This window comes from Bhargavaea massiliensis (genome assembly GCF_018390575.1).
GTDB lineage: Bacteria > Bacillota > Bacilli > Bacillales_A > Planococcaceae > Bhargavaea > Bhargavaea massiliensis.
The window spans coordinates 101,547-127,854 of sequence record NZ_JAHBCJ010000001.1; the positions used below are offsets into that span (position 1 = coordinate 101,547).

At 43.2% G+C, this 26,308-nt stretch carries 17 protein-coding genes; 11 read left to right on the forward strand and 6 right to left on the reverse strand.

The window, feature by feature from the left end; genetic code table 11:
• Window positions 1-43: 43 nt before the first annotated feature.
• Window positions 44-349: a monooxygenase gene (locus tag KHA84_RS00540; protein WP_157294354.1), complete on the reverse strand. Its 306-nt coding sequence runs from the start codon at window positions 347-349 to the stop codon at window positions 44-46.
• A gap of 205 nt (window positions 350-554) precedes the next feature.
• On the opposite strand from KHA84_RS00540, the gene KHA84_RS00545 reads away from it, so the two are divergent.
• From KHA84_RS00545 to KHA84_RS00570, 6 genes are all read left to right on the forward strand, one after another.
• Window positions 555-2,666: a catalase gene (locus KHA84_RS00545; RefSeq protein WP_236823038.1), complete on the forward strand. Its 2,112-nt coding sequence runs from the start codon at window positions 555-557 to the stop codon at window positions 2,664-2,666.
• A 202-nt stretch (window positions 2,667-2,868) separates the two neighbouring features.
• Window positions 2,869-4,023 (forward strand): beta-aspartyl-peptidase, encoded by a 1,155-nt coding sequence (iadA, locus tag KHA84_RS00550; RefSeq protein WP_213421272.1) that lies wholly within the window; start codon window positions 2,869-2,871, stop codon window positions 4,021-4,023.
• 33 nt (window positions 4,024-4,056) lie between these two features.
• A complete protein-coding gene (gene nhaC, locus KHA84_RS00555) occupies window positions 4,057-5,499 on the forward strand; it encodes a Na+/H+ antiporter NhaC (RefSeq protein ID WP_213421274.1) in 1,443 nt (480 codons plus the stop codon).
• A gap of 146 nt (window positions 5,500-5,645) precedes the next feature.
• Window positions 5,646-6,362, forward strand: coding sequence for a DUF6843 domain-containing protein (locus KHA84_RS00560; RefSeq protein ID WP_213421276.1), 717 nt, complete (start codon window positions 5,646-5,648; stop codon window positions 6,360-6,362).
• Window positions 6,363-6,739: 377 nt separating this feature from the next.
• Complete coding sequence (dndD, locus tag KHA84_RS00565) at window positions 6,740-8,764, forward strand: DNA sulfur modification protein DndD (RefSeq protein ID WP_213421278.1); 2,025 nt, start codon at window positions 6,740-6,742, stop codon at window positions 8,762-8,764.
• Entirely contained in the window at window positions 8,761-9,129 is a 369-nt protein-coding gene (locus KHA84_RS00570; RefSeq protein WP_213421280.1) for a DndE family protein, read from the forward strand. The genes dndD (KHA84_RS00565) and KHA84_RS00570 overlap by 4 nt, the downstream gene beginning before the upstream one ends.
• Window positions 9,130-9,179: 50 nt before the next feature.
• Here the strand turns inward: KHA84_RS00570 and dptH are convergent, their stop codons facing one another.
• From dptH to dptF, 3 genes are read right to left on the reverse strand one after another with little or no spacing between them, the layout of a single operon-like run.
• Window positions 9,180-14,513: a DNA phosphorothioation-dependent restriction protein DptH gene (gene dptH, locus KHA84_RS15325; protein ID WP_236823039.1), complete on the reverse strand. Its 5,334-nt coding sequence runs from the start codon at window positions 14,511-14,513 to the stop codon at window positions 9,180-9,182.
• Complete coding sequence (dptG, locus tag KHA84_RS00580) at window positions 14,494-15,888, reverse strand: DNA phosphorothioation-dependent restriction protein DptG (RefSeq protein ID WP_213421288.1); 1,395 nt, start codon at window positions 15,886-15,888, stop codon at window positions 14,494-14,496. Before dptG ends, dptH begins: the two co-directional genes overlap by 20 nt.
• Before the next feature lie 2 nt (window positions 15,889-15,890).
• On the reverse strand, window positions 15,891-18,230 hold the full coding sequence (gene dptF, locus KHA84_RS00585) for a DNA phosphorothioation-dependent restriction protein DptF (protein WP_213421290.1): 2,340 nt from the start codon (window positions 18,228-18,230) through the stop codon (window positions 15,891-15,893).
• A 174-nt stretch (window positions 18,231-18,404) separates the two neighbouring features.
• Between dptF and dndB the strand changes: the two genes are divergently transcribed.
• The 5 genes from dndB to KHA84_RS00610 are packed head-to-tail and all read left to right on the forward strand — an operon-like array spanning window position 18,405 to window position 24,579.
• Window positions 18,405-19,508 carry a DNA sulfur modification protein DndB gene (dndB, locus tag KHA84_RS00590; protein ID WP_213421292.1) on the forward strand — a complete coding sequence of 368 codons (1,104 nt, stop codon included), beginning with the start codon at window positions 18,405-18,407 and terminating at the stop codon, window positions 19,506-19,508.
• Window positions 19,501-21,093, forward strand: a complete 1,593-nt coding sequence (gene dndC / locus KHA84_RS00595; RefSeq protein ID WP_213421294.1) for a DNA phosphorothioation system sulfurtransferase DndC — start codon at window positions 19,501-19,503, stop codon at window positions 21,091-21,093. Before dndB ends, dndC begins: the two co-directional genes overlap by 8 nt.
• A 9-nt stretch (window positions 21,094-21,102) precedes the next feature.
• On the forward strand, window positions 21,103-23,088 hold the full coding sequence (gene dndD / locus KHA84_RS00600; protein ID WP_213421296.1) for a DNA sulfur modification protein DndD: 1,986 nt from the start codon (window positions 21,103-21,105) through the stop codon (window positions 23,086-23,088).
• A complete protein-coding gene (dndE, locus tag KHA84_RS00605) occupies window positions 23,085-23,477 on the forward strand; it encodes a DNA sulfur modification protein DndE (protein ID WP_213421297.1) in 393 nt (130 codons plus the stop codon). Before dndD (KHA84_RS00600) ends, dndE begins: the two co-directional genes overlap by 4 nt.
• Window positions 23,461-24,579 carry a cysteine desulfurase family protein gene (locus tag KHA84_RS00610; protein WP_213421299.1) on the forward strand — a complete coding sequence of 373 codons (1,119 nt, stop codon included), beginning with the start codon at window positions 23,461-23,463 and terminating at the stop codon, window positions 24,577-24,579. Before dndE ends, KHA84_RS00610 begins: the two co-directional genes overlap by 17 nt.
• A 56-nt stretch (window positions 24,580-24,635) precedes the next feature.
• On the opposite strand, the gene KHA84_RS00615 is transcribed toward KHA84_RS00610, so the two are convergent.
• Together KHA84_RS00615 and KHA84_RS00620 are read right to left on the reverse strand one after the other, a co-directional pair.
• On the reverse strand, window positions 24,636-24,956 hold the full coding sequence (locus KHA84_RS00615) for a nucleoside triphosphate pyrophosphohydrolase (RefSeq protein WP_213421301.1): 321 nt from the start codon (window positions 24,954-24,956) through the stop codon (window positions 24,636-24,638).
• Between the two features lie 153 nt (window positions 24,957-25,109).
• A complete protein-coding gene (locus KHA84_RS00620; protein WP_213421302.1) occupies window positions 25,110-26,210 on the reverse strand; it encodes a metallophosphoesterase family protein in 1,101 nt (366 codons plus the stop codon).
• Window positions 26,211-26,308 lie beyond the last annotated feature (98 nt).

The window sequence follows — 26,308 nt, forward strand, 5'->3', positions numbered from 1 at the left end:
CTGGTTCTATTTGGGTTGTCTGCAGGCCGTGTTCATTAAACCTTCACCCGACCGGCCCGGACGTCATTTCGGTCAGCGGTCCATTTACGTCGAAAATCCGGCCGCGGATCCCGGTGATGCCGAAGCTTTGGAGGCGGGCGGTGTGCATGGCGAGATAGTCCTCGGCGTGCTGTTTCGTCTCGAACAGGTAGATGCCGCCGGCTTCCCGGTTTTCTTCGCTTTCCGTCCAGATTTTCCAGAGGAAGCCCGGCTCGCCGGTGATGCTTTGGGCGAGGTCCGTGTAGGCTTCCGACATTTCCCGGCCGAATGGGCCTTCTGTTTTGAAATCGACTTGCAAGAGCACTGGCATGTGATGTCCTCCTAATTTTGTGAAGCTGGCTAATCATTGCGGCGATTCCTGCCCCGATGTCGTTCCCACTTTATGAACCTTCCCCATTTCTCCTTTCCCTGAATCATCACTCGGTTGCTTGGCAACCCTTCCCATGAAGGGAATGTTCCCCTACCCTCAAGCATACATTTACAGGCGAATGGAAAACGAAAGGACGGGTGATGACATGGATCAGTTTCCACCAGGGCCGGAAAACGAAGGCCAGGGCGGCGAAGGCAGCGACGACTATAAAGGCCTGGAAGCGTTCGAAGGTCCCGACAATCCCAAGCAGCGGCAACTAGACGAGTACCGCATCCGGAACACCGGCAATCCGATGACGACGAACGCGTCCGTGAAGCGGGCAGGCGACTCGGAGCAGCTGAAGGCAGGCGTCCGCGGCCCGGCGCTCCGGCAGGACTATCAATTCTTCGAGAAAATGACCCACTTCCTGCGGGAAGAAATCCCGGAGCGGGTCGTACACGCTCGGGGCTACGGGGCGTACGGCGAGTTCGAGTGCTATGAGTCGATGGCCGAGTTCACGAAGGCCGGGTTTCTCCAGAAGCCCGGGAAAAAGACGCCGACGTTCGTCCGGTTCTCCACCGTCCAGGGGCCTCGCGGCTCGTACGACACCGCCCGCGACCTCCGATGCAAGGGAGTGAAGTTCTACACCGAGGAAGGCAACTATGACCTGACGACGATCGCGATGCCGGTCCTCATCAACCAGGACGCCATGAAGTTCCCCGATGTGATCCACGCCTACCAGGCCAAGCAGGACGATGGCATCCCGACCGCGACCGGCGCCCATGACCGGTTCTGGGACTACGTCGCGAACAACCAGGAAGCCCTCCACATGACACTGTGGGTCATGTCTGACCGCGGCATCCTCCGAAGCTACCGGATGATGGAATCGTGGTCGATCAACACGTACCTGTTCGTGAACGCGGAAGGCGTTGCGACATTCGTCCGGTTTGTATGGAAGCCGGTGCTCGGCGTCCACTCGCTGCTTCAGGACGAAGCGATCAAGATCGGCGGGATCGACCCGGACTTCCACCGCCGCGACCTCCGCGAGGCGATCGACAAGGGCTACTACCCGGAGTACGAGCTCGGTGTCCAGCTGATCTCGATGGAAGACGAGTTCAACTTCGACTTCGACGTGCTCGACCCGGCGAAGTTCTGGCCTGAGGAGATCGTCCCGGTCAAGCTGATCGGCAAGATGACGCTGAACCGCAACATCTCGAACGAGCACGCCGAGTCCGAGCAGGTCGCCTTCAACCCGGGCAACGTCGTACCGGGCATCGACTTCTCGAACGACCCGGTCCTTCAGGGCCGCCTCATGGCCTACCAGGACACCCAGTACCACCGGCTCGGCAGCAACAACTTCCAGGACCTCCCGATCAACCGGCCGCTCTGTCCGTTCACGAACAACACCCGGCGCGGCTACATGCGCTACCGGATCGACACGGATCAGGTGAACTACCACCAGAACTCGCTCGCCGACAACACCCCTTACACCGTCCCGGTAGAAGAAGGCGGCTACGAGTATTATCCTCAGTACGTCGAGGGCCACAAGATCCGGGCCCGGAGCGAGTCGTTCAATGACTTCTTCTCGCAGCCGAGGATCTTTTGGAACTCCCTCACCCCGATCGAGAAGCAGCACACGATCGAGGCGCTCAGCTACCAGCTCGGACGGTGCAGGAACATCTCCGTCCGTGAACAGAACGTCGACATCCTCGCCAAAGTCGACGAAGGCATGGCCGCCGTCGTCGCCGACAACATCGGCGTCCGGCGATCGAACAATTCCCAGGTCGGTGCAGAGGCCCGCTACAACTCGCTCAGCCAGTACAGCACACCGAAATCCCCGGCCACCCAGAAAGTCGGCGTCCTGATCGGCGACGGCTACGACAGCCAGGAAGTCGGCCGGACTCTCGAGACCCTGAAGCAAAACGGCGTCTTTGTCGCCATCATCTCCGACACCCTCAACCCGGTCCATGCATCCGACGGCACGATGCTCAAAGTGGACGAAACGTTCCTCACCTACAGCCCGTACCTCGTCGACTCGGTCTACGTCGTCGGCGGAAGCGCGAGGAACCAGGAGAAATTCGACCGGGACATCGTCGAGTTTATCCGCGTCGCCTATACGCATTTCAAGCCGATCGGCGTCGCCTCGGGCGCGAACCACTTCCTCCAGGCCACCCAGCAAAACAACCTGGCCGGCGTCGTCTTCGCCTCGAACACCCAGAACTTCGGCGAGGAATTTGTGAAGGCGATCGGGACGATGAGGTTTTGGAATCGGACATAAGATCACACTGTCTCAGATTCAGCGGAAGCTGAAAGTCTGGGACAGTGTTTTTGTTATCCAAATTAAACAAAAGCTGTAACCAAACCCATGAAAATTCAAGCTAAACACACAGAACCGTATTCTAAATATTATTACTTTAATAATTTCAGTGACACGAAAGAGTAGTTTGAATATAGTAGTCAAATAAGGAGGCTGACGCGACATGCTGACGTTCATCAAAAATGCTGAAATTTATGCTCCCGAACCACTCGGAACCCATTCCATCCTGTTCGCGGGCAATGAAGTCCTTAAAATCGGAGAAATCGACGAAGCCGCCCTCAAGAACTCCGGCGCCGAAGTGACGATCATCGATGCCGAAGGGAATCTCGTCATTCCCGGGCTGATCGACCCCCATGTCCACTTTATCGGTGGAGGCGGCGAAGGCGGCTTCGCCACACGCACGCCTGAGCTGCAGCTGAGCGATATGATCAGCGGCGGCATCACGACCGCAGTCGGCCTGCTCGGCACCGACGGTACGACCCGGCACATGACCTCCCTTCTGGCAAAAGCCCGTGGCCTCGAGGAGGAAGGTGTCACCACCTACATATATACCGGAAACTATGACGTCGACACCCCGACGATCACCGGCAGCGCGAAAGACGATATCATCCTGATCGACAAAGTGGTCGGCATCGCCGAAATCGCCATCTCGGATTCCCGCTCCGGCCAGCCGACGGTCGAAGAACTTTCGAAACTCGCCGCACAGGCACGGGTCGGAGGGCTCCTCAGCGGAAAAGCCGGCGTCGTCCACTTCCACACCGGCCCGGGAAAGGCCTATCTATCCCAGCTGCATGAACTGCTCGACCATTACGAGATTCCGCCGACCACGCTTTATGCGACCCACATTACACGCAGCCGGGGCCTCGTCGATGACGCAATCCGCCTGGCCGCACGCGGCTCGTTCGTCGACATTACAGCAGACGGCAAGACCGGCGAATGGATCCGCTACTACAAGGAAAACGGCGGCGACATGAACCAGCTGACCGTCTCGTCCGACGGCAATGGAAGCTTGCCCGTCTTCAACGATGCCGGCGTGATGACCCGCCTCGGCGTCGCCAGCATGAGGACGCTGTACGAGCAGTTCGTCTCAAGCGTGAACGAGCACGGACTCCCGCTCGAAGAAGTCCTCCCGCTCTTCACTTCCAACACTGCACGCGCGCTGAAACTGAATCGCAAAGGCATCGTCGCGAAAGGTGCCGATGCCGACCTGCTCATTCTCGACAAGGACACGCTCGCCCTGCGCGACGTCTTCGCCAAAGGACGGCGCCTGATGGAAGACGGCGAAATCATCGTGTTCGGCACATTCGAGAAACACTGACACCTATGACACATCCACTACAGGAGGCACCCGATGACCGCTCGAAAACCGAATCTGTTTGAAGCTTTTTCCCCGATTGTCGTGATGCTGCTGTTGCTCGCCATCGGCTACGGCGTCTTTAAGTTCCCGCCTGAGCCGCTTCTGATCCTGGCATCCCTGTACGCCGGGCTCATGGCCCTCCGCGTCGGCCTGAAATGGGATGAGATGATGGAAGGCATCCAGGACAAGATCCGCCAGGCGATGCCATCGATCCTCATCCTCATCTCGATCGGCATCCTGATCGGGACGTGGATGATCGCCGGAACCATCCCGATGCTCATCTACTACGGCATTGAAATCATCAACCCGACCTACCTGATCGTGATCGCCTTTATCGTCTCCGCCCTGATCTCGATTGTCACCGGAACCTCCTGGGGCTCCGCCGGAACGGTCGGCGTGGCGCTTATGGGCATCGCCACCGGACTCGACGCGAACCTCGCCGCAACCGCAGGGGCCATCGTGTCCGGCGCCTACTTCGGGGACAAGCTGTCCCCGCTGTCCGACACGACCAACCTCGCGCCGATCGCCGCGGGTAGCGAACTGTACGAACACATCAGGCACATGCTCTGGACGACCATCCCTGCAGCTCTCATCGCGATGATCATCTACCTGATCGCCGGATTCAATCTGGACACCGGCAACGCCGGCACACCGGAGACGATGATCACCATGCTGGCGCAGCTCCAAGAGATGTTCACATTCAGCTGGCTTCTCCTGCTGCCGCCGGCCATCGTCCTTTTCGGCTCGATCAAGAAGTACCCGACCCTCCCGGTCATCATCCTGTCGTCGATCGTGGCAGCGGTCCTTGCCTGGCTGGTCCAGGGCGTCAGCGCATCGAACATCTTCGCTTCGACCGTTTCGGGATTCACCGTGGAGATGGTTGAACGGGACGGATTCGACCCGGCCGGCGTCATCTTCGAGGTCACCCGCCTCGTCAACCAGGGCGGCATGCAGTCCATGACCGGCGTCGTCCTGATCGCCTTCGCCGCCTTTATCTTCGCAGGCATCCTGACGAAGATGGGCGCGCTCGAAGTCATCATCGACGCCCTCATGAAAATCGTCAAACGCACAGGGGACCTGATCCTGTCGACCGTCCTTTCGTGCATCACGATGGCACTGGTGACCGGCAACTCCTACCTGTCCATCATCGTCCCGGGGGAAATCTACAAAGACACCTACAAGGTCAAAGGCCTCGCCGCCAAGAACCTCTCCAGGACCCTTGAAGACTCCGGCACTGTCGTCGTGCCGCTGATCCCCTGGTCGTCCGCAGGCGTCTTTATGGCCGGCACCCTCGGCGTCTCCACCTTCAGCTACGCGCCGTGGGCCATCCTCTGCTATACCGGCTTCATCTTCGCGATCATCCTCGGCTACACGGGAATCGGCATCGCAAAAGCGACGAAAGAAGTGGCCGGGGAGGAAACCGCGACGGCCAAGTAAGAATAATTAAATACCGAAGCATCAAGCCCCCGGATCTCTTAGGATTCCGGGGGCTTTCGGGCTTTGGAATGGGAACCAACCACGATGCCCTAACGTTATCAAATGGTTAGGACAGGAAAATGACGTACGGAGCGGGAGGGGCTCATTTGTATATAACCATGCTGTACCAAGTCGCGCTAATAGTGCTAGCCAGCGCAGGAATCGGTTTTGTTGTCCGTCAGCTTCTTCATAAGTTCCGGAACCCCGACGTACTCACGTTGCTGTCGGGGTTCGCCGTGACCCTGCTTTTCTGCTATCTCACGAAGACCATCTTCGGAATCGAATTTTATGGTGTGGCGCTGGCGGTATTGGGGTTCCTCTTCTACGTCTTGTTCATCGGGCTTTGGAACGACCGAAAAGGAAGCCTGACAAAGCGGGCAGGCATGATTGTATCCGTTCTATTTATAGCCTCCGTGCTCTATTTATCGGCAATCGACAGCGAACCGGGAGTTAACGAGACCTTCCTGCTGCCGATGGGCTTCGAAGGATGCGTCCTGATCAACTATGAGGTGGAAGGCGCCCCGCCCCTGAGAATCGAAGGCAATGAAATCGTGTACCGAGTCCCTGATGACGGGATTATCGATACGTCCTCCCCGATTGACTTCGGCTGGGTGAGCAAAGAAAACTCGGGGTCTTACCGGTTAAGAGCCTTTTATGTAGATCAGGCCGGGAACAAAGTGCAGGAACTTTCACAGGAGAAAATCCGATTCGGAGCCAACGGATCTGTGAAGGAAGAGGGAAAGCCGGAGCGGACTCACTATTATCAACTATTCGGTGACGAGGAGGTTGAAGCAGAGGGATGCCCGGCGGTTCTAAGTTCTTGAGAATGAACATTGCCTTAAAAATGATGACAAGAGCATTCAGCCTTAACGAATACGAAAAGCAGCCCTTCGAATCGAGAGCCGCTTTTACTTGGACATCTTGTATTCAATATTTTAAGTCATTAAGATAAAATAGAGTATATTAGAAGGAATTAAATTATGTACCCTAAAGAATTGGAGAGGAATCTACATGGTAAGGCTAAGGGATCGCGAAGTTTTCCTATTACATTCAATTTGCAAAAAGAATAAAGTTCCAGCTGAACTTATGAAACAGTTACTTAAAGAAGCATCAAAAAACTCTTATGAAAACAAATCAAAAAAAGAACGCACACTTGAATATAGGAAATTAATTAGTTACTACAACAACGAGGAGAAGTAAAATGCTGTTTAAAAAGTTAGTTTTTCAAAACTATAAAACGTACTACGGAGTACAAGAAATTAATTTCTCTATTCCTCAATCTTCTGATCAAGAAGGCCCTATAAAAAATATCATCCTCATTGGAGGACTTAACGGAGCAGGCAAAACCACTATTATAAACGCAATACAAGATGTTCTTTATGGAAACAGAGATATTAGTGACGAACAATATAAAAAGAAGTTTGCAAACGTGTTGAATAACACATTCTATGCCGAGGGCGGAAAAACTTGCTCAGTGTCTCTTTTCTTAGAAACTGACAACAAAGAAGAATGGCAATTACAGGTTAAGTGGTATTTTAATAATCAAAAGGTAATGACGCATTTCGAGAGAGACTTATTTATCAAACCAGCAGGTTCCTCACGAGTAAAAAAGCGCAAGGTCGAAGATACTGATGCCTATAATCAGCTTATCGATCGAATTATGCCATTTCACGCTTCACCATTCTTCATCTTTGATGGCGAAGAAGTTAAAGAAGTAATTCTAAGACAAAGCAGCAACGAAATGCGAGATTCTATCCACAAAATTACGGGGATGCATGTATATGACCAATTGTTAGATGACCTATATGAAGCACATCGTCAAATAGATCGGGAACTTTCAACAGCATTAAAGAGCCAAAAAGCCGGTAAGTTGATTGAAGAATTAAGTGAAGTTGAAGATATTCTTGAAAAGAATGATAAGAAACTAACTGTTTTAAGAAAAAAAATCGGTCGTGTAAGAGATGAAAAGGAGAAATTATCAAATCAAAGACAGCAGATCCTCCTCTCCAATTCTCAATCTCGAGAAGAGATTGTAAAAAAATTAATACGAAATGAAGAAAATATAAAACAAGTAACAAATAAGTTATCTAATGACTATGGAAAAAACGTAATAAACATTATTTTGAGCGAACAAATTAAACAACTAAAATCAGCACTCAAAAATGAAAAAGACCATAGGGAATTTAAGATTTTAAAGGAGCAATCTCTTAAGCCCTATAGAAAATTCATAGATACATTATTAAACAAAGAAATAAACCCTCCCCTTTCAAATGAGCAAATGGCTCAGATTGTTCGGCTTGGAGAGGAGATTTGGTTGGATAAATCAGATTCAAAAGAACACGTAGAGGAGCTAACTGAACTTCACGACTTAACTAGAAATGACTACAACACCTTGATGAGTATTACTAGTTATGACAAAGGTAATTTCTCTGCATTGCGTAATCAAATCGCTTCCTCGAAACTTGAAAATCAACGCATTATGAAAGAATTAGAAAATGCTCCTGAAGTACAATCTACCGGAGGCATAGACAACAAGATTAGCAATTTGAGTAGTGAAGAAGGAGAACTGAGCTTACGTCAAAGGGCTTTGGTAAAGAAAACAAACGAGCTAGATAGCAAAAAGACACAATTACGAAATCAGATCTCCAGATTAGATTTAAATCGTGTTGGTGATTTTGAATTACTAAAGAAACAATTGGACCAAGTTACTGCAACCATCGAAGCTTTAAAAGAATTCATACGAGAAGACACAAAACTAAAAGCCCAAACGATTCAGGCGGAATTCTCATCTATGCTGAAAACTTTGTTCCGAAAACAAGATGAGTTCGGAAAGATTGAGTTCGACATCGAATCCTATTCCATCCGTCTGTACAACGATAAAATGCAGGAAATTAGTATTCAAGACCGTTCAGCCGGTGAAATGCAAATGATTTCCTCCGCTTTAATTTGGGCTTTGATTAAGACTTCAAATTTGGATCTTCCTGTTGTAATTGATACTCCGCTTGGACGTTTGGATAGTCATCACCGCAGTCAGCTAATCAATCATTACTACAGCAACCTTAGTCAACAAGTTATTATCTTGTCTACCGACACTGAAATTACCAATGACTATATTAATACGATGAAACAATATACTGCCCGGGAGTATCTCCTAGATTATGATCAAACTAAAAAGTATACCGTAATTAGGGATGGCTATTTCAATTTAATCGGAGGAGTAAAATGATATCTGGTTCTGAAAAACTAAGTTTATATCACAAAGAAATTCTCGAAAACCTTCGTGCTGCTTTGGAGTTTGATCGAAAACAAGTACTCGAAATTGCATTAGCCAAAGGAATTGCTGAAGGACCTGTTATAGACCCTTCTACGGATACTGGGTATAAGAGAGAATGGGAATTTAGATGGACCATCTTTAGCAATGAAAGTCTGCTTCTGTTTAAACACTTAATCATCCAAAAACACCAAAAAGCAATAACTGATAGCGAAATACCTAAATATATGATTCGCTATATTGAAATTGGGTTGGAGATTTTGGGACGTATTAATGCTGATCGAACTTCTGTTGAAGATTTTAGGTTTTCAATTATATAAAACATTAAAAATAGACTTGCGACCAACATCAAATGGACGCAAGTCTATTTTTATATTCTTTCAGATAACGGTGCGATATCGACAATAATTGGGACAGATTCCGAAAGATCTCCGTTGTCCTTTAAAATTGGACTATGGACTACACATTGTCCCTTTTTGAGATTCGAAAGCCGATATTCCCAATCCTTCTTTTCACTCGCATCCTTTGACAAAGCGGATGCAATATTCGAAAGCTCCTGTTCTGGCGGCTTGAAGTAGATCTTCTGAGCTGCATTCTGAAGCCTGGAGAGCTCGTCTGCGTCAAGCTGGGATTTAAGAAATTGTGTGGCATACCAAGCAGACCATCCGAATTTCCGGCCCTCTGTTAGGATTCTACCTGATGGTGAATTACGGCCAAAATCTAAGTTTTGAGCTTCATCCATCAACACAGGCATTGGTCTATCTTTGCTTCCCTTTTGAACAGAGTAATTCCAAAGATCCCACAGGATGAACTCTGTAATAATCAATTGAACATCTCTATTAAATGATGTTAACTGTATTACATATATCTCGCCTTGCTTACTAAGTATTTCATCCCATTCCATTTTAGAATCAAAGTCAAATACATTTCGATCAATCAACGGTCTAATAGTCGAAAGTGCAGTTCTCGCAGGACCTGAACCAGCACTGTCCAGCAGTGACTTTAATTTTTCAAAACTCATGCCATCGCCATATGTTTCTAACCCTTCCAGCACTGCTTCATATATTGCATTTTGCTGTTGAATCCCTAGGTTTTTATAGACGGCAGAGAATACACTTTTCACTCGTTCTGCTACATCGGTATTGCTTTCAGGTATTTCAAATCCTCCAACATCTCTAACGCTCTTTCTAAAAGGATTAAGGGGTAGCTTTTCTGTAACTACTAGTCTGTGTTTAAGCTTATCGCCGAGAAACTCTTGGAATTCAGATTCTAATTGATTTGGCAAGAAGCCCTCCGTGTAGTCAATCACAATGTTAGACAACCCAAGCTTTGATTGTTCCAGCAATAGACATTGCATAAAGTAAGTCTTACCTTGGCCAGACCCACCAGAAATCAAAAGATGACGGTTGGCTAACTGCGGATGACCAAACTCCCAATATATCTCTCGATTTGAATGATTAGCTTTACCTATTTTTACTCGCTTCTGGGCCAAGTCTGCAATTGCATTGAGAGGGATCTGCTCCTCTTTAGCTGAATCTTGTTTCTCCACATTCCCATGTATCTCAGGCATCTCATTATTTACTGGTAAAGTCCAATTAGCTTCTGAACCAGGATCATCCTCATTTTGTTTTGTTTCTTTATCATTCGGTAGTTTTGAATCTAACGGGACATTTTTCATAGCTTCTGGAGTGCTTGTCTGAGATTGAGTCTCGTGGTAGCGCCCTTCGTGTTGCTGAGTTTTCTGTTTATTATTTTCTTCGCACTTCTCAGCAAGTCCGTGGTATTTCTCACTTACAAGGTATTGCTGAGATAAAAGCGATTCTCTTCTGAAATCGCCAGTCCCACTGTTAATCCAAGTGATTAATTCATCTATTGTTCGAACAACACCATAATAACCGTCCTCTTCAGTTAGAGTAATTTGCATTACTTCTCCTGAGAATTCTACGCTACGGTAAGCTTGCTCCTTTTTAAAAGACAAAACAGCGCCCTTGCCAATATAACGAAGTAGATGTTTCCCTATTGTAATTTCATTTCTTAGTAAATGTTTTTTAATCTCATCTGTTATACTGTAATCTTTTTCCGGCCATAATTGACTATTTTCTATTCTTCGGGCACCAGACATCAGTAATTCTATAAAGAAGTTCTTATAAAATTTATCCTTGAATGCATCACCTTCAAAAGCTTCCATAATCCCTTTATAGGTGCTCAGTACTTGCGTAGTCGCCTTGTCAATGACAGTCGAAGAATTAATGCCGATCTTGACCTCCACTGGATAGAAGTGCAAGTAGTACTCTTCATCTTTAACCTCCAAGCCAAGCAGTAACAAGTCGTCACTGTGTGCACCGCTAAGCCCCAGATTCCTTGCACTAAATACACCATCTGTCTGGCTCAGTCCCACAGCCCCTGCTATCCTCAAGATCTCCTCTAAGGATATAGGGACCCATAAAATATTTTCATGGTTATAGTATGCTAAAGTGTATTTGATTCCTGATATGATGCTAAGCTTTTCTCGATCATAATGCCCCTTGCTTCCTATAATACGAAGCAACCACTCACCATTAAATGTATTAAAAGCTTTTACCGCATCTCTTACCTTTTGCTCAGTACCCTTAATATTCTTTTCTTTCAAGAAATCATTGATTACTTTGTAATATTGATTAGATCTACTGGTTAAAGTAATCGCATCAAAACGGCTAGAGGATGAGTATTGATCACTGTAATGAATAACGACTGCTTCATTGATTAAATCAAAAAAGTCCAGGTCCACTATTGGATCAACTAGGGTTACCCAATGTGCAGTTTTCAGTACATCAGATAGTTGTTCTTTATCTATTGTATTTGAAGTAGAAAGAATGACTTCATTACCTCTATATGTGTCATTTCCACCATTTCTTAAATTTGCTGCCAACTCATTAAATCTGACAGTTAAATTTAGCAGCAAATTCAGCTGATTACTATCATAGCCCTTTAATCCAAATCCACTCTTATAAACTCCACTATCATGGTCATACATAGACGGAACAGCTGCTGACAGGCCTTCCAATGCAATTCCAGTATTCATTGCTTGGCTAGACTGTATTGCGAAATGGCTTGATGGGTCCATTTTATAGAATGCAACGTGTGCGTATTTGTAGGGCTCACTCTTATCTTTTTTAAAGTAACTAATTCTCTCTTGAATCAGCCTTGCTATATCATCTTCGTCGTATTGGTCCACCTTTATAAACTTAACATCTAGATAGTCCCCGATCTCTTTTGCTCCAGACATCCTTGAGAACAAGTCAAAAGCTGATTCTAATCTAACACTTCGATAGAGCGTTACTTCCATGTAAGGCAGCGATGCAAGCCCATTATCTCGCAGCTCTAACAGCATCCAATTAACTAGGCCCTTAAGAACTTCCTCGTCATTTTCAATTTCAATAACGTTTATTCTGTAAGGCGCTTTTGAATGATCCATGAATAGCGATGCAAAATGTTTTTTAAACTGTGTCAACTTATCAGAAACTACTTTAGCCAAATAAAGACCTGCATCTGACACACTAATGTGTTCTGTAGGTTCAAAGAATAACCATTCCATAACCGAATGTGTATAGCTAGATTTAAGCAGCTGATTTTCTCCCTCATTAGGAAAATACACAAAAGGAATTAGTGACTCTGGAGTTAGTCTTTTAAGAATTGGCCGATCGACTTGGTCTTGTTTGAGTTGATCATATAACTCTAACTTAAACGCCACCATAAGCGGATGGAAGGGGGTGAAAATCAATCCATCATTCGAAATGATCGTTCCAAGTTTAAAGAGGTCACTTCTTTTCTTTCCGGAAATATTATTATTATCGACAGCGGAGATCTCGCCAATGTAAGCTTGAATGTATTCCTCTCCCCGCTTGCGATATTCATCATCTACAGCAGTTAAACTAGGGATAACAACCACGTTATTCTGATTATTTTTTTTAGCAAAAATAGTCGTAAACCTGCTATATGCCTCTCTTAAATCTTCTCCAATTTCCAGATCTATTCTAAGTAGATCTTCGCCCTCTCTCTTGGCATGCATGATCGGCAATTGATCTAACCAATGCTTCTCCCATAACCAGTATGTTTTATATTCAGGGTCAAGGTAATATTCCTGATGGCCGAATATAATTCGATCGTTGCCCGTATCCCACTTAGCATCAGTTTGGCTCTCCCTAATGTCATGCCATAATTTAAACCCTTTAACAGGTACAGATCTATCGTTTGCGTTCTCAAATATCAGTGGGATTTTAACGGATTCACAATCAATGTAGGTAACTAATCTCCCATCATCCGGTAGTTCGTCGACTGTAGGTACTAACTCAATTAAATCACTCTCTGTAACAGAGATATTCTGCTCATTTTCCTTTATCGCGCATTCCCTGGAGCTATAGGAATCTCCAGCGCCAACTAATACTTTCTCATCATAGTCGAATACTAAAGCGCCTTGATTTGGGGTTTTAGAGTTAATTAAGAATTTAGATTTGACATGTTCTAAGATAGCAGGCTGGATTGGCAATACTAAAATAAATAATGTAGCCCCTAATGCCGCCATATCATCGTGTTTATAACGAATTCTTAAGTATTGGAACTGATCAGCTTTAGAGATGCTTCCCTTTAGCTTATTAGAAGAAGCATTAACAACGCCTTTGGACTTTCTGTCTAAAAATTGGTTCCGGAATTTTATATCTCCTTGAAGATCAAAAGAAGCTTCGAAGTTTATCTCTTCCAGCTTCTCAGGATTAAAAATAAGAATATGTCTAGTCCTTTTTCCTGCTGCTGTTTCCGTTTGAGGCCGATCCCAGACTGTCAGCTGTTCCTTTGTACTAAAAGATTGGTAAAGGGCTCGTTTATTTTTTGTTGTTTTTAAGAAATCCTCTCGATATTTTGCAACATCAGAGAACGGTATTGCAGACCAATCGTCCTTTAGAAGCTCTGAGGATCCTTTGGATGAGAAAAAGTTTTGCAGTGCCTCTTCGTTCTGACCATATTCATGCGCCTCTTTAACTCTATTAAAAAAATTCCGATTTTCATCTAACCTGGTACTTTGACTTTTACCGGTATACGTATCTAATTCACTATCCTTAAACAGGCCGAACTTTTTATAATCTTGATCGTCAATAGATTCTTTTTTCAACACATCAAACAGGGGTAAAAAGTCTAGAAATGTGACTCTTTGAATTTCGTTTTCTTTCACCAGTACTTCTAAACTGTTGTTTAGAATGATTTTCTCGAAAGCCTGAAGTGATGAGTTCTTAATTTCGACTTCAAGAGAAGCGAAGATCGATCTGGGATGAAGCGGCAACCCTTCTAACTCTAGGTTCCGGCTGCCCCCCTCTATAGAATCTAACTGACCAACCAAAAAGCTTAATAGGGCTGTATTCTCCCACAACTCACCTGTTTGTTCGCCTACCAGGTTCCTTAACGTTACCAAGAAATCTGGTGTCACGCCCCCAATTGTACTTGCAATTATTAACTTAATTCCATTGACATCTATACAGGTGGTTTCATAGACTGAACCATCTTTTAGTGGAAAAGTAAAGACTCTAGATTGTTCCATGGAAGAGATAGCTTCAATCATATCCTTAATCTCGGCCTCCCGTTCAAACCTTAGGAAATAACGGTCTCCGGGTATTAGTTCCTCTTCCATATATCCATATATTAAATCAGCCAAATAGTTATAGTATTGGTTTGACATATTGAGCATCCCCACTATCACTTTTTTTGTCTAAAAGGTTATGAGATTCTAGCATTTTCACAAGTTCCCTTTTAGAGCTATAATCCAAAGCAATTCCTCTCGCCTCAAGCTTTTCATAAAGACTTTTTAATGGGATTCGTTCGTCTTTCACACATACCGTAATTAAAAGCATGACCATTTCATGCGACAAATTGAAAACATACCCTAAACTACCCCTGGATTTTAAAAATGTTCCTTTCCCAAGACTTTCAATGTTTTTCGAATATTTTTGAATGGCAGTCTGGTTCATTCCTTGACTAATACAAGAAGCTAATACTCTATAAACTCCATGATTCCCTTCAAGACTTTGAGGTGTTTGAGGAACTTCTAATCCCCAAATTTCGCAGTATCTCTCTATCCAAGTATTTGCTTCTAACAGGAATTGATCTTTTAGACCCTTCTCTTCCAATACCTTATGCAGTTCAGGGAAAGCGACAAAATAGCGGAGATCTTCAGTTAACTGCTCATTAAGAGCTATATGGCTTAATTGGAATTGAGCGTGCATATTAGGAAAAAGTGACTTTGCTCTATCTTGTATAATTTTATAGCTGTTAGCTCCGGTTGCTGCCTGCCTGCTTCCACGAAGTGATTCCCATTCTAAGGAATAGTAAAAGGGTATAATTTCTTTGTATTTAGCGTTTTCATACTCGCCGAATCTATATATCACCTGACAACAGTAGGAAAATAGATAGTAATGAGTAAATAGAGGAAATACTTCATTAAAATACTTTGTTTTTTTCATTAGATATTTTAAATCTTCATTATACAAATCTGCCATGTTCCCAAGTAGTCGATCAAACTCACGATTCTTCTTTTTTCTATTACCTACGATTTGGTCATCAAGTGCCTTTAGAATTGTCTCATTTAGAACGTCAGTTGTTTTTTTATTTGTAAAGAAATCCTTAAGCCCACTATTTTCATCATAAAATACATCTAAAACAAAGCTAGCGTATTTCGCTTCCTCGTTTTTACTTTTTTGACTGGCAATAAAATTGAACAAAAACGGATGAACCGTTTTTATTTCCGTTCCATTAAACAAATATCGATCAATGAAGGTTGCTAAATCCTCCAAAGCATCTTCGTCTTCATAGTCAATTTGTTGTGCAATGAATAAGCTTAAGTCATTATAGTTAGTCTCAAATTCAGCTGCAGGAATTTTGTCGTAGTTGATTTTAATATCTGTTATTAACTGAACGAGTTCACCAATCATTTGTGTCCAGTGTGCATTTGAATATTTGTTATGAGTTGTAAACGGCAGTACCTCAGCAATCTTGCCCCGCGAATGATTCTTTTGGTAAAGCCTTTCCAAAGTTGATATATCTAATATTTGACTCATCTTCATTCCCTCTCAAAAATAAAGTCTCCAAAACTATCATGTCGTAATTTATACATTTTACTTTTCTCTGTAAAATCAATTAATATTTCATTTTCTCTATTCCCGTAATTCATCATACGGTCCATGAATTCCATAAAGTTTACTGCAATCTCTTCGTCTGCTACAGTTGGTCGATAACCTCTTGAAACTTTATAAAGCAATTCATAAAGAGTGTAGTCTATTTCTAATCTAGTGATTGTTGAGTAAGAATTCTGTTCTTGAGAGTAGACCACTATAATATTGTCTTTGAAATAAGTTAATCGGTCTCGAGTCTGCTGAGGAATTTTATATGGCTCAATAATTGGATTAGGAGTGAATTGTTGTGCAAGCTTAAAAGGATCATCAGGTTCGTTAATTAGGATAAATCCTTTTTTAGGCTGCCCTTTCCATTTAAACATCAAGTTTTTAAATTCATTATAAAACTCTTTAACTCTCTTCCTATCCCCTATATTAAAATGGTACAGCGTTACCATAAACCTATTAAAAATCGGATCTGCCAGTGAGTCTTCTGTGTCTAATTTAGAGAAATCTTTATTCATTAAAAAAGCAGTACGAATTAATGTAGTGAAATACTTATTAAAAGTAACCTCAAGCATATCCCCTTCATGGTAACTTAAATCTAACCATTGACTCCCCACATTTTTCCCTATAACTTTTTCTATTACATGTTCCCACTCGTTACTAACTTTTAGATCTAAATGCAGCTGGTCGACCAGTTCGGTACGTCTGTTTAAAGGATCGAATTTTCCTATTGAATTTAACAAGTCGGAGCGTTCCTCACTATTGAAGAGAAGGTTCGGTGTGATATTATCCATTTCCTCATCTTCACTGCCAATAATGATATCTGCAATGAAATTTAAAAAAGTACGAGTTGAGACAACAAGTTTATCCTTTACAATTGCTTGTATGACCAAATTAATAATTCGGTCTTGAACTAGTCCATTTTGCAGAAACTCAAAGTTCTGATGAATTATAGTCCTCTTATTCTGAGTGAGATCATCTTGGTATGCTGCAAAGAATGGGTTTGTAGTCTCGGGATTAAAAATCTTTTTAAATATTGCTTTGTAGAAACTTGATGAGGGACCCTCAGGGGTTAGTTCGTATGGACGAGTATCTGAAAGATTAAATAAAACTAGTCTGCCGTCTTCACTCTCATATTTAGGTACTACATGATCTTCAAATACTTTACTCTCCAAAACGAATTGGTTTAAGGCATCAAATTCTTTGCTGTTAGCGCTGTCGATGAAGTTATGCAAAACACCGAGATTGATTGCAACAATGGTATGTTCGGAAGTATTTATAGCCCGGCCCTTATATGATTGAAGTACATTTTCTAATGTTTGAAGGGCATTCATTTCAGGCAAAAAACTTTCTGTTGCATCATTGTGAATATAGTACTTATCCATATATTCAGGATATGTACTTTTTAAGTATGCGAGTAAATGCGATTTCCCGTCTCCTACCCCACCACTCAATAGAATTAGTTTGGGTGGAATTTCAGACTTTATATAATGTATTAGTTCTTTTTGAATATCCCGATCAACATGGAGATACTTCTTAAATTCACTTAAACCATTTGCATTTTCTATAGCCTCTTTTGAAGAATCCTTTAGCCTAGAGATGAGCTCACGCAAAGTATAGTTGTTTTGGCCCGAGCTTTGATCTGACTGCTCCTCTTCATAGTTTGTTTCAGTATTAGCTTCTGCCTCTACCGCCATTAATGGTGGAGTCTCTTCAATATCTGTTCTGCCATGAGTCAAAGTATCGGCAGTGTCGGCTATGATATCTTTCTTTCTAGGTTCACCCATATCTTTTTGTTTCTGTCTCTCTTCTAATGCACTTAAAATCTCTTCTAAATCAATTCTAATTGGATCTTCTTTGACAGGCATTGGCTCCCTATATTCGGGCACAGGATTGGCATGAGTAACATATGTCTCATAGAACCATTTCGCAACTTTATAAAGGTCTCTATGAAGATGTAATCCCTCAAGAATTAGCCCCCTATTGTCATGAATTGCTTTATTCCCCATCCTACGGATATGGTCCAATGCCATTTGAATGTCTCTTTTAATGTATTCATGTCGAGTAAGATAATAGATCATTTCACTAAGTGTTGGTTTAACGGCATCTTCGATCTTCTCTATCTCAAAAACACGCTTCAGAATGAATTCTGCTGCTGTTCTAGCCTTTCCTCCGGCCGCTGCTGGATCTGAATAAATGTAGTTCTCCATTTGTGTAGCAGCAACAGCCGCTTCTGGAGCTTCCCCTTGGAGAAAAGAGAAAAGTTTATTACTATTAACCATTTTATTAAGCCTCACTCCATCATTAGATTTATCTGTAAACTCACTTATTAGTATCCTAACATAGGCTATTAATTTCTTTTACATTTAATAAACGTTTATGCTTTTTTACCGTAAATCAGCATGATATAATCAACACAAACCACATATTACGTACGTATTAAGAGGTGTTTACATATGGATACAAGCTTTTGTTATAGCTTTCCAGCTCTTAGAGGTAAGCAAGCCGGCAAGGAATATTATGTTGTAATGTGCCCGCTTCGTTTAATTCCAAGGTTATTTTTGTTTAACGAAGAGGAAATACCTGCCCAGTTTCGTGCACAACGGATTTTGAACAAAGCTAGAATACCTGAACTTACTAACTATATTGTAGAAAACAAAGAGGATTATGTATTCTCATCTATAACTGCATCAATTGATGGGGAAGCAATTTTCGAGCCCTATCAAAGTAGCCCTTCTCATGACATTGGTCAGCTGAAAATATCTATGGATGCTCGCTTCCTTATTAATGATGGGCAACACCGTAGAGCTGCGATTGAAGAGGCACTAAAGATTGCACCAGAATTATCTGATGAATCTATATCAGTCGTCTTTTATAAGGACGTTGACCTTAAGCATGCACAGCAAATGTTTTCTGATTTAAATCGTCATGCTGTTAATACGACTTCATCTATAGGGATCTTATATGACCACCGCGATGAAATTGCTATGCTTACAAAAGACATTGTATCTTCCATACCACTTTTGCAGAGATACACCGACACAGAAAAGGTTTCTCTTTCCAAAAATTCTCCCAAAGTCTTTGCGCTCAATCATATTTTTAATGCCAATTTAAAATTACTAGGAAAGTCCAAAGGAGAATCTTTCCAACCGGAAGAGGAACAGTTTGCAAAGGATTTTTGGATCTCAGTATGCAAAGCCATCCCCGAATGGAAAATGGTTTTAGCAAAAGAGTTGTCTCCTCGGGATTTAAGGACCCACTATATTAACGGGCACGGAGTATTTATCGAAGCTCTAGGTGTATTGGGAAATGATTTAAAACAAAGATACCCCAAAGATTGGAAGAAGTATGTTGAAAAGCTCGAGAAACTTGATTGGAGCAGAACAAATACCTCTGATTGGTTAGATAGAGCATTTAATAATACAGGTCGAATTCAAAAGAACAATAATACTGTCCTACTTACAACAATCAGAATGAAACAATTATTAAACGTTCCACTGTCTAATAATGAAATTGCTCTCGAAGAAAAGTTTTTCCCTGGAGGTGCCTCACGTGAGTAAAGGGATCATCAGCAATATGCTGACTAAACAAAATGAACTCGCAAGAAATGCTATTGAAGAAATCCAAAAAGCTTATAAGGAAGACTCTCGCCCCTGGATTGTGGGTTACAGTGGAGGAAAAGATTCCACGGTTGTTGTCCAATTAATTTTTGATGCTTTATGCGACTTACCGAAAAATGAGCTGCACAAAAAGGTATATGTCATCTCTTCGGATACTTTGGTTGAAACTCCTTTAATTATCAATTCTATTAATCAAACCCTAAGACGAATTCAAGATGAAGCACTAAAACGCGGATTGCCCTTGGAGACTCACAAAGTTAAACCAAAGATCGATCAATCCTTTTGGGTGAACATTATTGGACGTGGTTATCCAAGTCCAAATCAGCAATTCCGATGGTGTACAGATAGGTTAAAGATCGACCCTGCAAACCAATTCGTTCTTGATAAAGTTTCTGATTTCGGAGAAGTCATTATGATTCTAGGTGTCCGCGAAGATGAAAGTGTTAGTAGGGGCAATACGATTCGTTCACACACGATCTCTGGTAAACTTTTCATGAAACATACCACTCTTGCTAATGCCTACGTTTACGCTCCTATTCGCTATTTTAGCGTTGATGATGTCTGGGATTACTTATTGAACTACCCTTCCCCTTGGGGCGATGATAATTATGAACTATATAGTTTATACCAAGACTCTAATAGCGGTGAATGTCCGTTAGTAATTGATAAAGCCACTAAAGACCAGGCAGGATCTTGCGGGAACAGCCGCTTCGGTTGCTGGGTCTGCACTGTAGTAAACGAAGACAAAGCGCTGAACGGATTTATTCAAAATGGCCACGATTGGCTGAAGCCATTGCTTGATTTTAGAAATTGGCTAACAGGTATTCGAGACGACCGTACGAGACGAATGAAATATCGAATGCATGGCCAAGTATACTTTAATGAAGTAAAGGTTGAAGAAATCGATGGGACTGATTATGTAGTCGTTCCTAAAAAAGGTAGTCGAAGAAAAGATCTAATTAAACTTGAAGAATACTCAATTATTAAACGCACGGAGTTAAATTCTTATCTTAACGCAAATAATATTGACTTAAGTGCTGCGGGTGATCACAAGCTTCTCGTTACTTATAAAGAAGAAGGGTTAGACGGTGAAGAGCTGACTAAGTATGCTCAGTTAGGCTTAGGTCCTTACACATTCGAAGCCAGAAAAGAAATACTCAATAATCTCCTTAAAGTTCAAAAAGAAGTTCAACATCCTGATGACCCTCATTTTGAATTAATCAAGAAAGAGGAATTAATTGAGATACGGAAAATCTGGTTAAAAAATGGCGACTGGGAAGACTCTCTACCATCCATTTATTCTGAAGTTATGGGCTATGAAGAAGATTGGGATGTCGTTGAGAAGCCAATATTTGAAAAGGATCAGATCTCTGATCTTGAGTTGCTGTGTGATGAATACAATTTAGATATCAATGTAATCAAGCAGTTAGTCTCTATTGAAAAGGCATACTCCGGATTAAAGGTAAGGCGTGGCCTCATGGATGAAATCAGAAAAACTCTCACGCAAGATTACTTGCATCTTTAAGGGGATATTATGAAATTTAATACAATAGAACTCAATAATATTGGCCCGTATGCGGGCAAAAACAAATTTGACTTTACGGGCGACTCTGCTCGTAGAGTTATCTTGATCGGCGGAAAAAACGGTGCGGGCAAGACAACACTATTAAACTCAATCAAAATTGGTTTGTTTGGTTCTTTTAGTTATGGTTATAAATCTGACAACAAAGAGTATTTTAATCGCATTATCCAAATACTCAATAACAAAGCCAAAGAATCGCGTATAATTAAGCCCTTTAGTATTTCGGTCAGTATTACCATGAACGAGGAATATGAGATAAAGGACTATAAACTAACACGTTCATGGAAATACCGGGAAGGAAAAATACAAGAATTTCTTATTGTAGAGGAATCAGGTCGTATATTAGGCGACGATGAAACACATAGGTTCCAATCACAATTAAAAGAATCTCTTCCCCCTCAATTACTGGATTTTTGTTTGTTTGACGGTGAAGAAATAGCGAATATAGTTAATAACAATGAGTTATCAACTCATCTAAGCGCACTTTCTAAAGTTGTATTCAAGCTTAATCTTTTCGAAAAACTGGAAGAGGACCTTGACCTCTATTCACAACAAGCATTATCTACAAATGATAAAAATCAAAGTGAACTCCAAAATTACATAGATCGACAGAAGAATCTGAGACAGGAACAAGCTTCTCTAACAAAGCTGTTAGAAGAAGCCCAATTAAACAAAGAAAAATTGCAAGAAGAACTTTCTCAACACAAAAGTGATTTTGATCAAAATGGGGGCTTGGTCAAAGCAGAACGAGAACGGTTAATTCGTGAAATTAACAATCTAGAAATTGAGCGAAAGAAAATATCCGAAGAAATAAAATCTTATACTTCCAATATGCTTCCTTTACATCTCTCATTTAAATTCCTTAACGATGCACGTAAACAAATTAGAGATGAAGAAGCAATTCATTTTGTGAATAAATTGGATAACCTTCTCGGGGAACAGGAACTTGAAGCGGTTATTTCTCAGCTCCAACTAAATCCAAGCATTGAAAACAAGAAGATTTTAAAACACTCTTTACTTTCGTCGATTAATAGAGAGAATAGCCAAAAAGTAATTCATGACGCTTCTTTCTCAGATAGCAGTATGATTGAACAGACATACCTTAAAGTTACTAGTGAATCGCCTATAACGATCAAGGAGAAGATTGAAGACAGCAATTCTAAACTACAACGTTTAAGAAATCTTAGAGAAAAGCTAAAAATCAATGACTCCACTTCAGAATTCGAGAAGATCTTGAGTCAGATTGAGCAATTACAAAAAGAGCTTGTCTTGAATGATGAAAAGATTGAGGCTCTATCTAACAAACTTAATCAAGTTAATGAAGAACTTGTAACAATAAACGCTTCTATAGAGAAATTAGAACACGCTATTTTTGTCGATAAGAAGACAGATACCTCTTTTAAAGAAGCTAAGAAAATCATTCAATTAAGTGAGCGCTTTAGAAAGCTACAACTTCAGAAAAAGATGCAGCAAGTTGAGCAAGAAGCTCTTAGAATGTTGAATAAACTTTTTAGAAAGAAGAACTATATTTATTCAATCTCTATTGACCCGCAAACATACGAAGTAGACTTACTCGATGCTGAAAACCGTCCGCTAAATAAAATGACACTTTCATCTGGTGAGAAGCAAATGTTATTAATTGCTTTGATCTGGGCCGTCTTCAAGAGCTCCCAACGAGAAGTACCGTTTATTTTCGATACACTTCTAGGCAGACTGGACAAGTCTCATAAGAGAGCTTTGCTTACGGACTTTCTTCCTCATGCTGGGACGCAGTCAATTATCTTATCTACTGATTCAGAAATTGACCAAGAGTATTTCTCAATTCTTCAACCACATTTGGCTAAAGAATATACTCTTCATTTCAATGTTGGAGACCAATCTACGAATATACTTCATGAATATCTGCCGCTACTCACTGAAGGGACTGTACGCCCATGAATTTTCGTCTAAAAACATCATCTGCGACAGGCGAACGGCTTTTAACACTTCAAGCTAACACCGGCTTGACCTGGAACGTTTTAGCAAGAATTGCAGTTGCTCTTTCGCTTAATGATCCTTCTATTCCTGAAGCCGCCCCTGACCGCAATGGACTGGAAATCCATAGGAATGCTTTAACCGGAGAAATGGACTTCGTTTATAAAACGCTGATTAAACAGCACTCAAAGCGAAATGTTTCTGAAGAAGAATATTTCCCAGAACTATTTAACGCTCATATTGAACGGGGTATGGAGCTCCTAGAAAACGAATACCGGTATGCAGGGAACTTTGAGAAACTATTGTTGAATTTACTTGAGATGGGAGGCCAGCCGATTGGTCTATCTCGATAATAGTGCTACTACAAAAATGTACGAAGAAGTTTACGAGGCAATGCTGCCATTTTTGTTAAGGGAGTATGGTAACCCCTCCAGTAAATATTATGCGCAAGCCAATACGTCAAAAAAGGCAGTAGAAGAATCCAGACTTCAACTTTCTTCACTATTAGGTACATCCACTGATGAAATTATTTTCACTAGTGGATCGACAGAGAGTAATAATATGATTATTAAAGGTGTCGCAGATTTTTATTCAGAGAAAGGCAATCACATTATTACATCTGTCGCAGAGCATCCTTCTGTCTTAGAGACATGCGAATTTCTTGAAAGCAAAGGATATCGCGTTACGTATTTAGAGACAGATCGATATGGTAGAGTGGATCCCAAATCTGTTGAACAGGAAATATGCCAAGACACCATTCTCGTTACTATTATGTGGGGGAATAATGAGCTGGGATCCCTTAATAATATAGAGGCGATCTCAAACATTTGTCTGCAAAGTGGCACCTTTTTTCATACAGATGCAACTCAAGTAGTTGGTAAGCTAGACTTCTCTTTAGAAGACTATCCAGGAATCAGCTTTATGTCTTGCTCAGCTCATAAATTCCATGGACCTAAAGGGATTGGAGCTGTGTATATTAAAAAAGATCAATACGGGATTCCAACTCCCATTACCCCGCTTCTACATGGTGGTGGGCAAGAAAAAGAAATCCGGAGCGGAACACTAGCAGTGCATAACATTGTTGGTATGGGAAAAGCAGCCAAAGTCACTGAACAGAATTTGAAAAATAATATTCGCCGACTGATTGAGAATGAAGAATATTTAACGGGGTTACTCAATAATAAATTTGGTGATGCAATCTCATTTAACAGTGACATTAAAGACAAAATCCCAGGCATTCTTAATGTCCAATTTAAAGGGATTAACAATGAGTTACTGCTCAAGCAGCTTGCTCCTTATGTAGCAGCATCAACCGGTTCTGCATGTAGCTCTAGCAAGCCCTCACATGTACTTGCTGCCGCTGGTTATTCCCATGAAGAGATACGGTCCTCAATAAGATTTTCTATGTCATCTATGACAACAAAAGAAGAACTGACGGTATTTAACGAGTTATAAAAAGAAGCCATGGCATATGCCGTGGCTTCTTCTTATAGATAATCAATTGTTTTTAATTACTTAACCTCTATCAAATAAATCTTCTCATCAAACGCGCCCCGCTTCTTGGCTTTTTCCTCCCGGATCATGTCCAGCTGGTGAGGTGTTGCTCCGTGTGCGGCGGCTGTTGCGTAGATGAGTTCAAGCATGTCGGCGAGTTCCTCGACGGCTGCGACGGCATTCTCGGCTGCCAGGTATTCCTCGTATTCTTCACCGATCTTCTTTCTGAGTTCCTGCATATATTCATCATCATTCAGAATTCGTGTTTTTGCTTCCTTCCCGGCGAGTTCGATGATCTCCGGGATCCGGTCACGTACGAGTTTGTTGTGGATGGGCATTGGATGGTCCTCCTCTTGTTACAGCTTTGTACCTTCTATTATAAATGTTTTCCAGTCGAGGGGGCGGGATGTGCTCACTTGTCGCATTACTCCCGTTTAGGTTCAAAGGGAAAAACCGCCGGGGTTCCGGCGGTTTTCATGTTCCAGCAGAATTTATTGAATCCCAAAGTCCCTCGCGAATACCATCTTGGTGTCGACCAGGACCCCTTCTGCATTTTCATCCAGGTTGAAGATGCGTGCGCCGCGGAGGCGGTCGTTTTCTTCGCCGCCGAGGCCGTATGTGCCGAAGCCGGCGTTGCCTGCGTAGCCGAGTTGGATGCCGTAGTAGTTGCCGACGTAGGTGTTGATGTGGTCATGACCGGAGAAGACGCCCTGCACGTCGCCGCGCTCGAGCATGGCTGCGAACATGCCGCTGTTAACTGGCCCGGTGCAGACGCATTCGTTTTTCTCGCCGACGATGCTGTGCTTTCCCACTGCTTTCTGATGGCTTTCTTCTGTCCGCTCGAATGGGCTGGCATACCACATGAATTCAAATTCCGGGAGCGGGATGTGCATGAAGGCGAGTGACGGGACTTTGTGTCCGGTTGTCTGCTCCAGCTTTTTCGACGTCTCGTAGTACCACTGGACCTGGTCTTGGCCGAGCCACTCATACTGCTGGTAGCCTTCGAAATCCTGCCCTGCAATCTCGCCCGGAGCATAGCGTCCGCTGTCGAACAGCCAGACGTTAAATGCCGTCTCCGTGTTCTTGGAGTTCTTGATCCCGATCGATGCATTGCCGGTCCCCGTGACTCCGTTCGGGCCCGGCTTGTTTACGTTGTGTTCATACGACATGTAGACATCCAGCAGATCCGCTTCAGTCATGCCGGTCTTCGGCGTGTGGTCTTCATCGTGATTCCCGAATGTCACCACCCAGTGGACGCCCCGCTCTTCCATGGGCTTCGCGATGTTTTCGATGGCCTGTTTGACCTCTTCTTCCGTGTCGAGGTCCCCGTTCATCATGTCCCCGTTGAGGATGGCGAGATCCGGCTTTTCTTCATCCAATACCGTGTTCATCAATTCGATTGTCCGGGGATCGGTCTCCTCGTCATCCTGGATATCGTTGAACTGGACAATCTTATAGTTGCCGTCAGCGTTGAACTGCAGCTTTTTGTTCTCGTTCGTCTTCCCTTCTACCGAAGGGCTGATGAGGCTGGTTGTCATCAGAACGACTGCACAGGCAATGGCGATGATACCGGCCAGCGATTTCCACTTCATGATCAGACCCTCTTTCCTATGTATGTCGTGCTGCGCAGGCTTGCTTCCCGTTTCATCGTCCCTCCATGATCCGGCATGCCTACATGCCTTAGTATAGG

What these genes read in the sequence shown, in the direction of transcription:
- iadA (WP_213421272.1), top strand. Translation starts at nt 2,869, where the DNA reads ATGCTGACGTTCATCAAAAATGCTGAAATTTATGCTCCCGAACCACTC.
- dptF (WP_213421290.1), bottom strand. Translation starts at nt 18,230, where the DNA reads ATGGTTAATAGTAATAAACTTTTCTCTTTTCTCCAAGGGGAAGCTCCA.
- dndE (WP_213421297.1), top strand. Translation starts at nt 23,085, where the DNA reads ATGAATTTTCGTCTAAAAACATCATCTGCGACAGGCGAACGGCTTTTA.
- dndB (WP_213421292.1), top strand. Translation starts at nt 18,405, where the DNA reads ATGGATACAAGCTTTTGTTATAGCTTTCCAGCTCTTAGAGGTAAGCAA.
- dptH (WP_236823039.1), bottom strand. Translation starts at nt 14,513, where the DNA reads ATGTCAAACCAATACTATAACTATTTGGCTGATTTAATATATGGATAT.
- KHA84_RS00540 (WP_157294354.1), bottom strand. Translation starts at nt 349, where the DNA reads ATGCCAGTGCTCTTGCAAGTCGATTTCAAAACAGAAGGCCCATTCGGC.
- dndD (WP_213421296.1), top strand. Translation starts at nt 21,103, where the DNA reads ATGAAATTTAATACAATAGAACTCAATAATATTGGCCCGTATGCGGGC.
- KHA84_RS00615 (WP_213421301.1), bottom strand. Translation starts at nt 24,956, where the DNA reads ATGCCCATCCACAACAAACTCGTACGTGACCGGATCCCGGAGATCATC.
- nhaC (WP_213421274.1), top strand. Translation starts at nt 4,057, where the DNA reads ATGACCGCTCGAAAACCGAATCTGTTTGAAGCTTTTTCCCCGATTGTC.
- dndD (WP_213421278.1), top strand. Translation starts at nt 6,740, where the DNA reads ATGCTGTTTAAAAAGTTAGTTTTTCAAAACTATAAAACGTACTACGGA.
- KHA84_RS00620 (WP_213421302.1), bottom strand. Translation starts at nt 26,210, where the DNA reads ATGAAGTGGAAATCGCTGGCCGGTATCATCGCCATTGCCTGTGCAGTC.
- KHA84_RS00545 (WP_236823038.1), top strand. Translation starts at nt 555, where the DNA reads ATGGATCAGTTTCCACCAGGGCCGGAAAACGAAGGCCAGGGCGGCGAA.
- dptG (WP_213421288.1), bottom strand. Translation starts at nt 15,888, where the DNA reads ATGAGTCAAATATTAGATATATCAACTTTGGAAAGGCTTTACCAAAAG.
- KHA84_RS00570 (WP_213421280.1), top strand. Translation starts at nt 8,761, where the DNA reads ATGATATCTGGTTCTGAAAAACTAAGTTTATATCACAAAGAAATTCTC.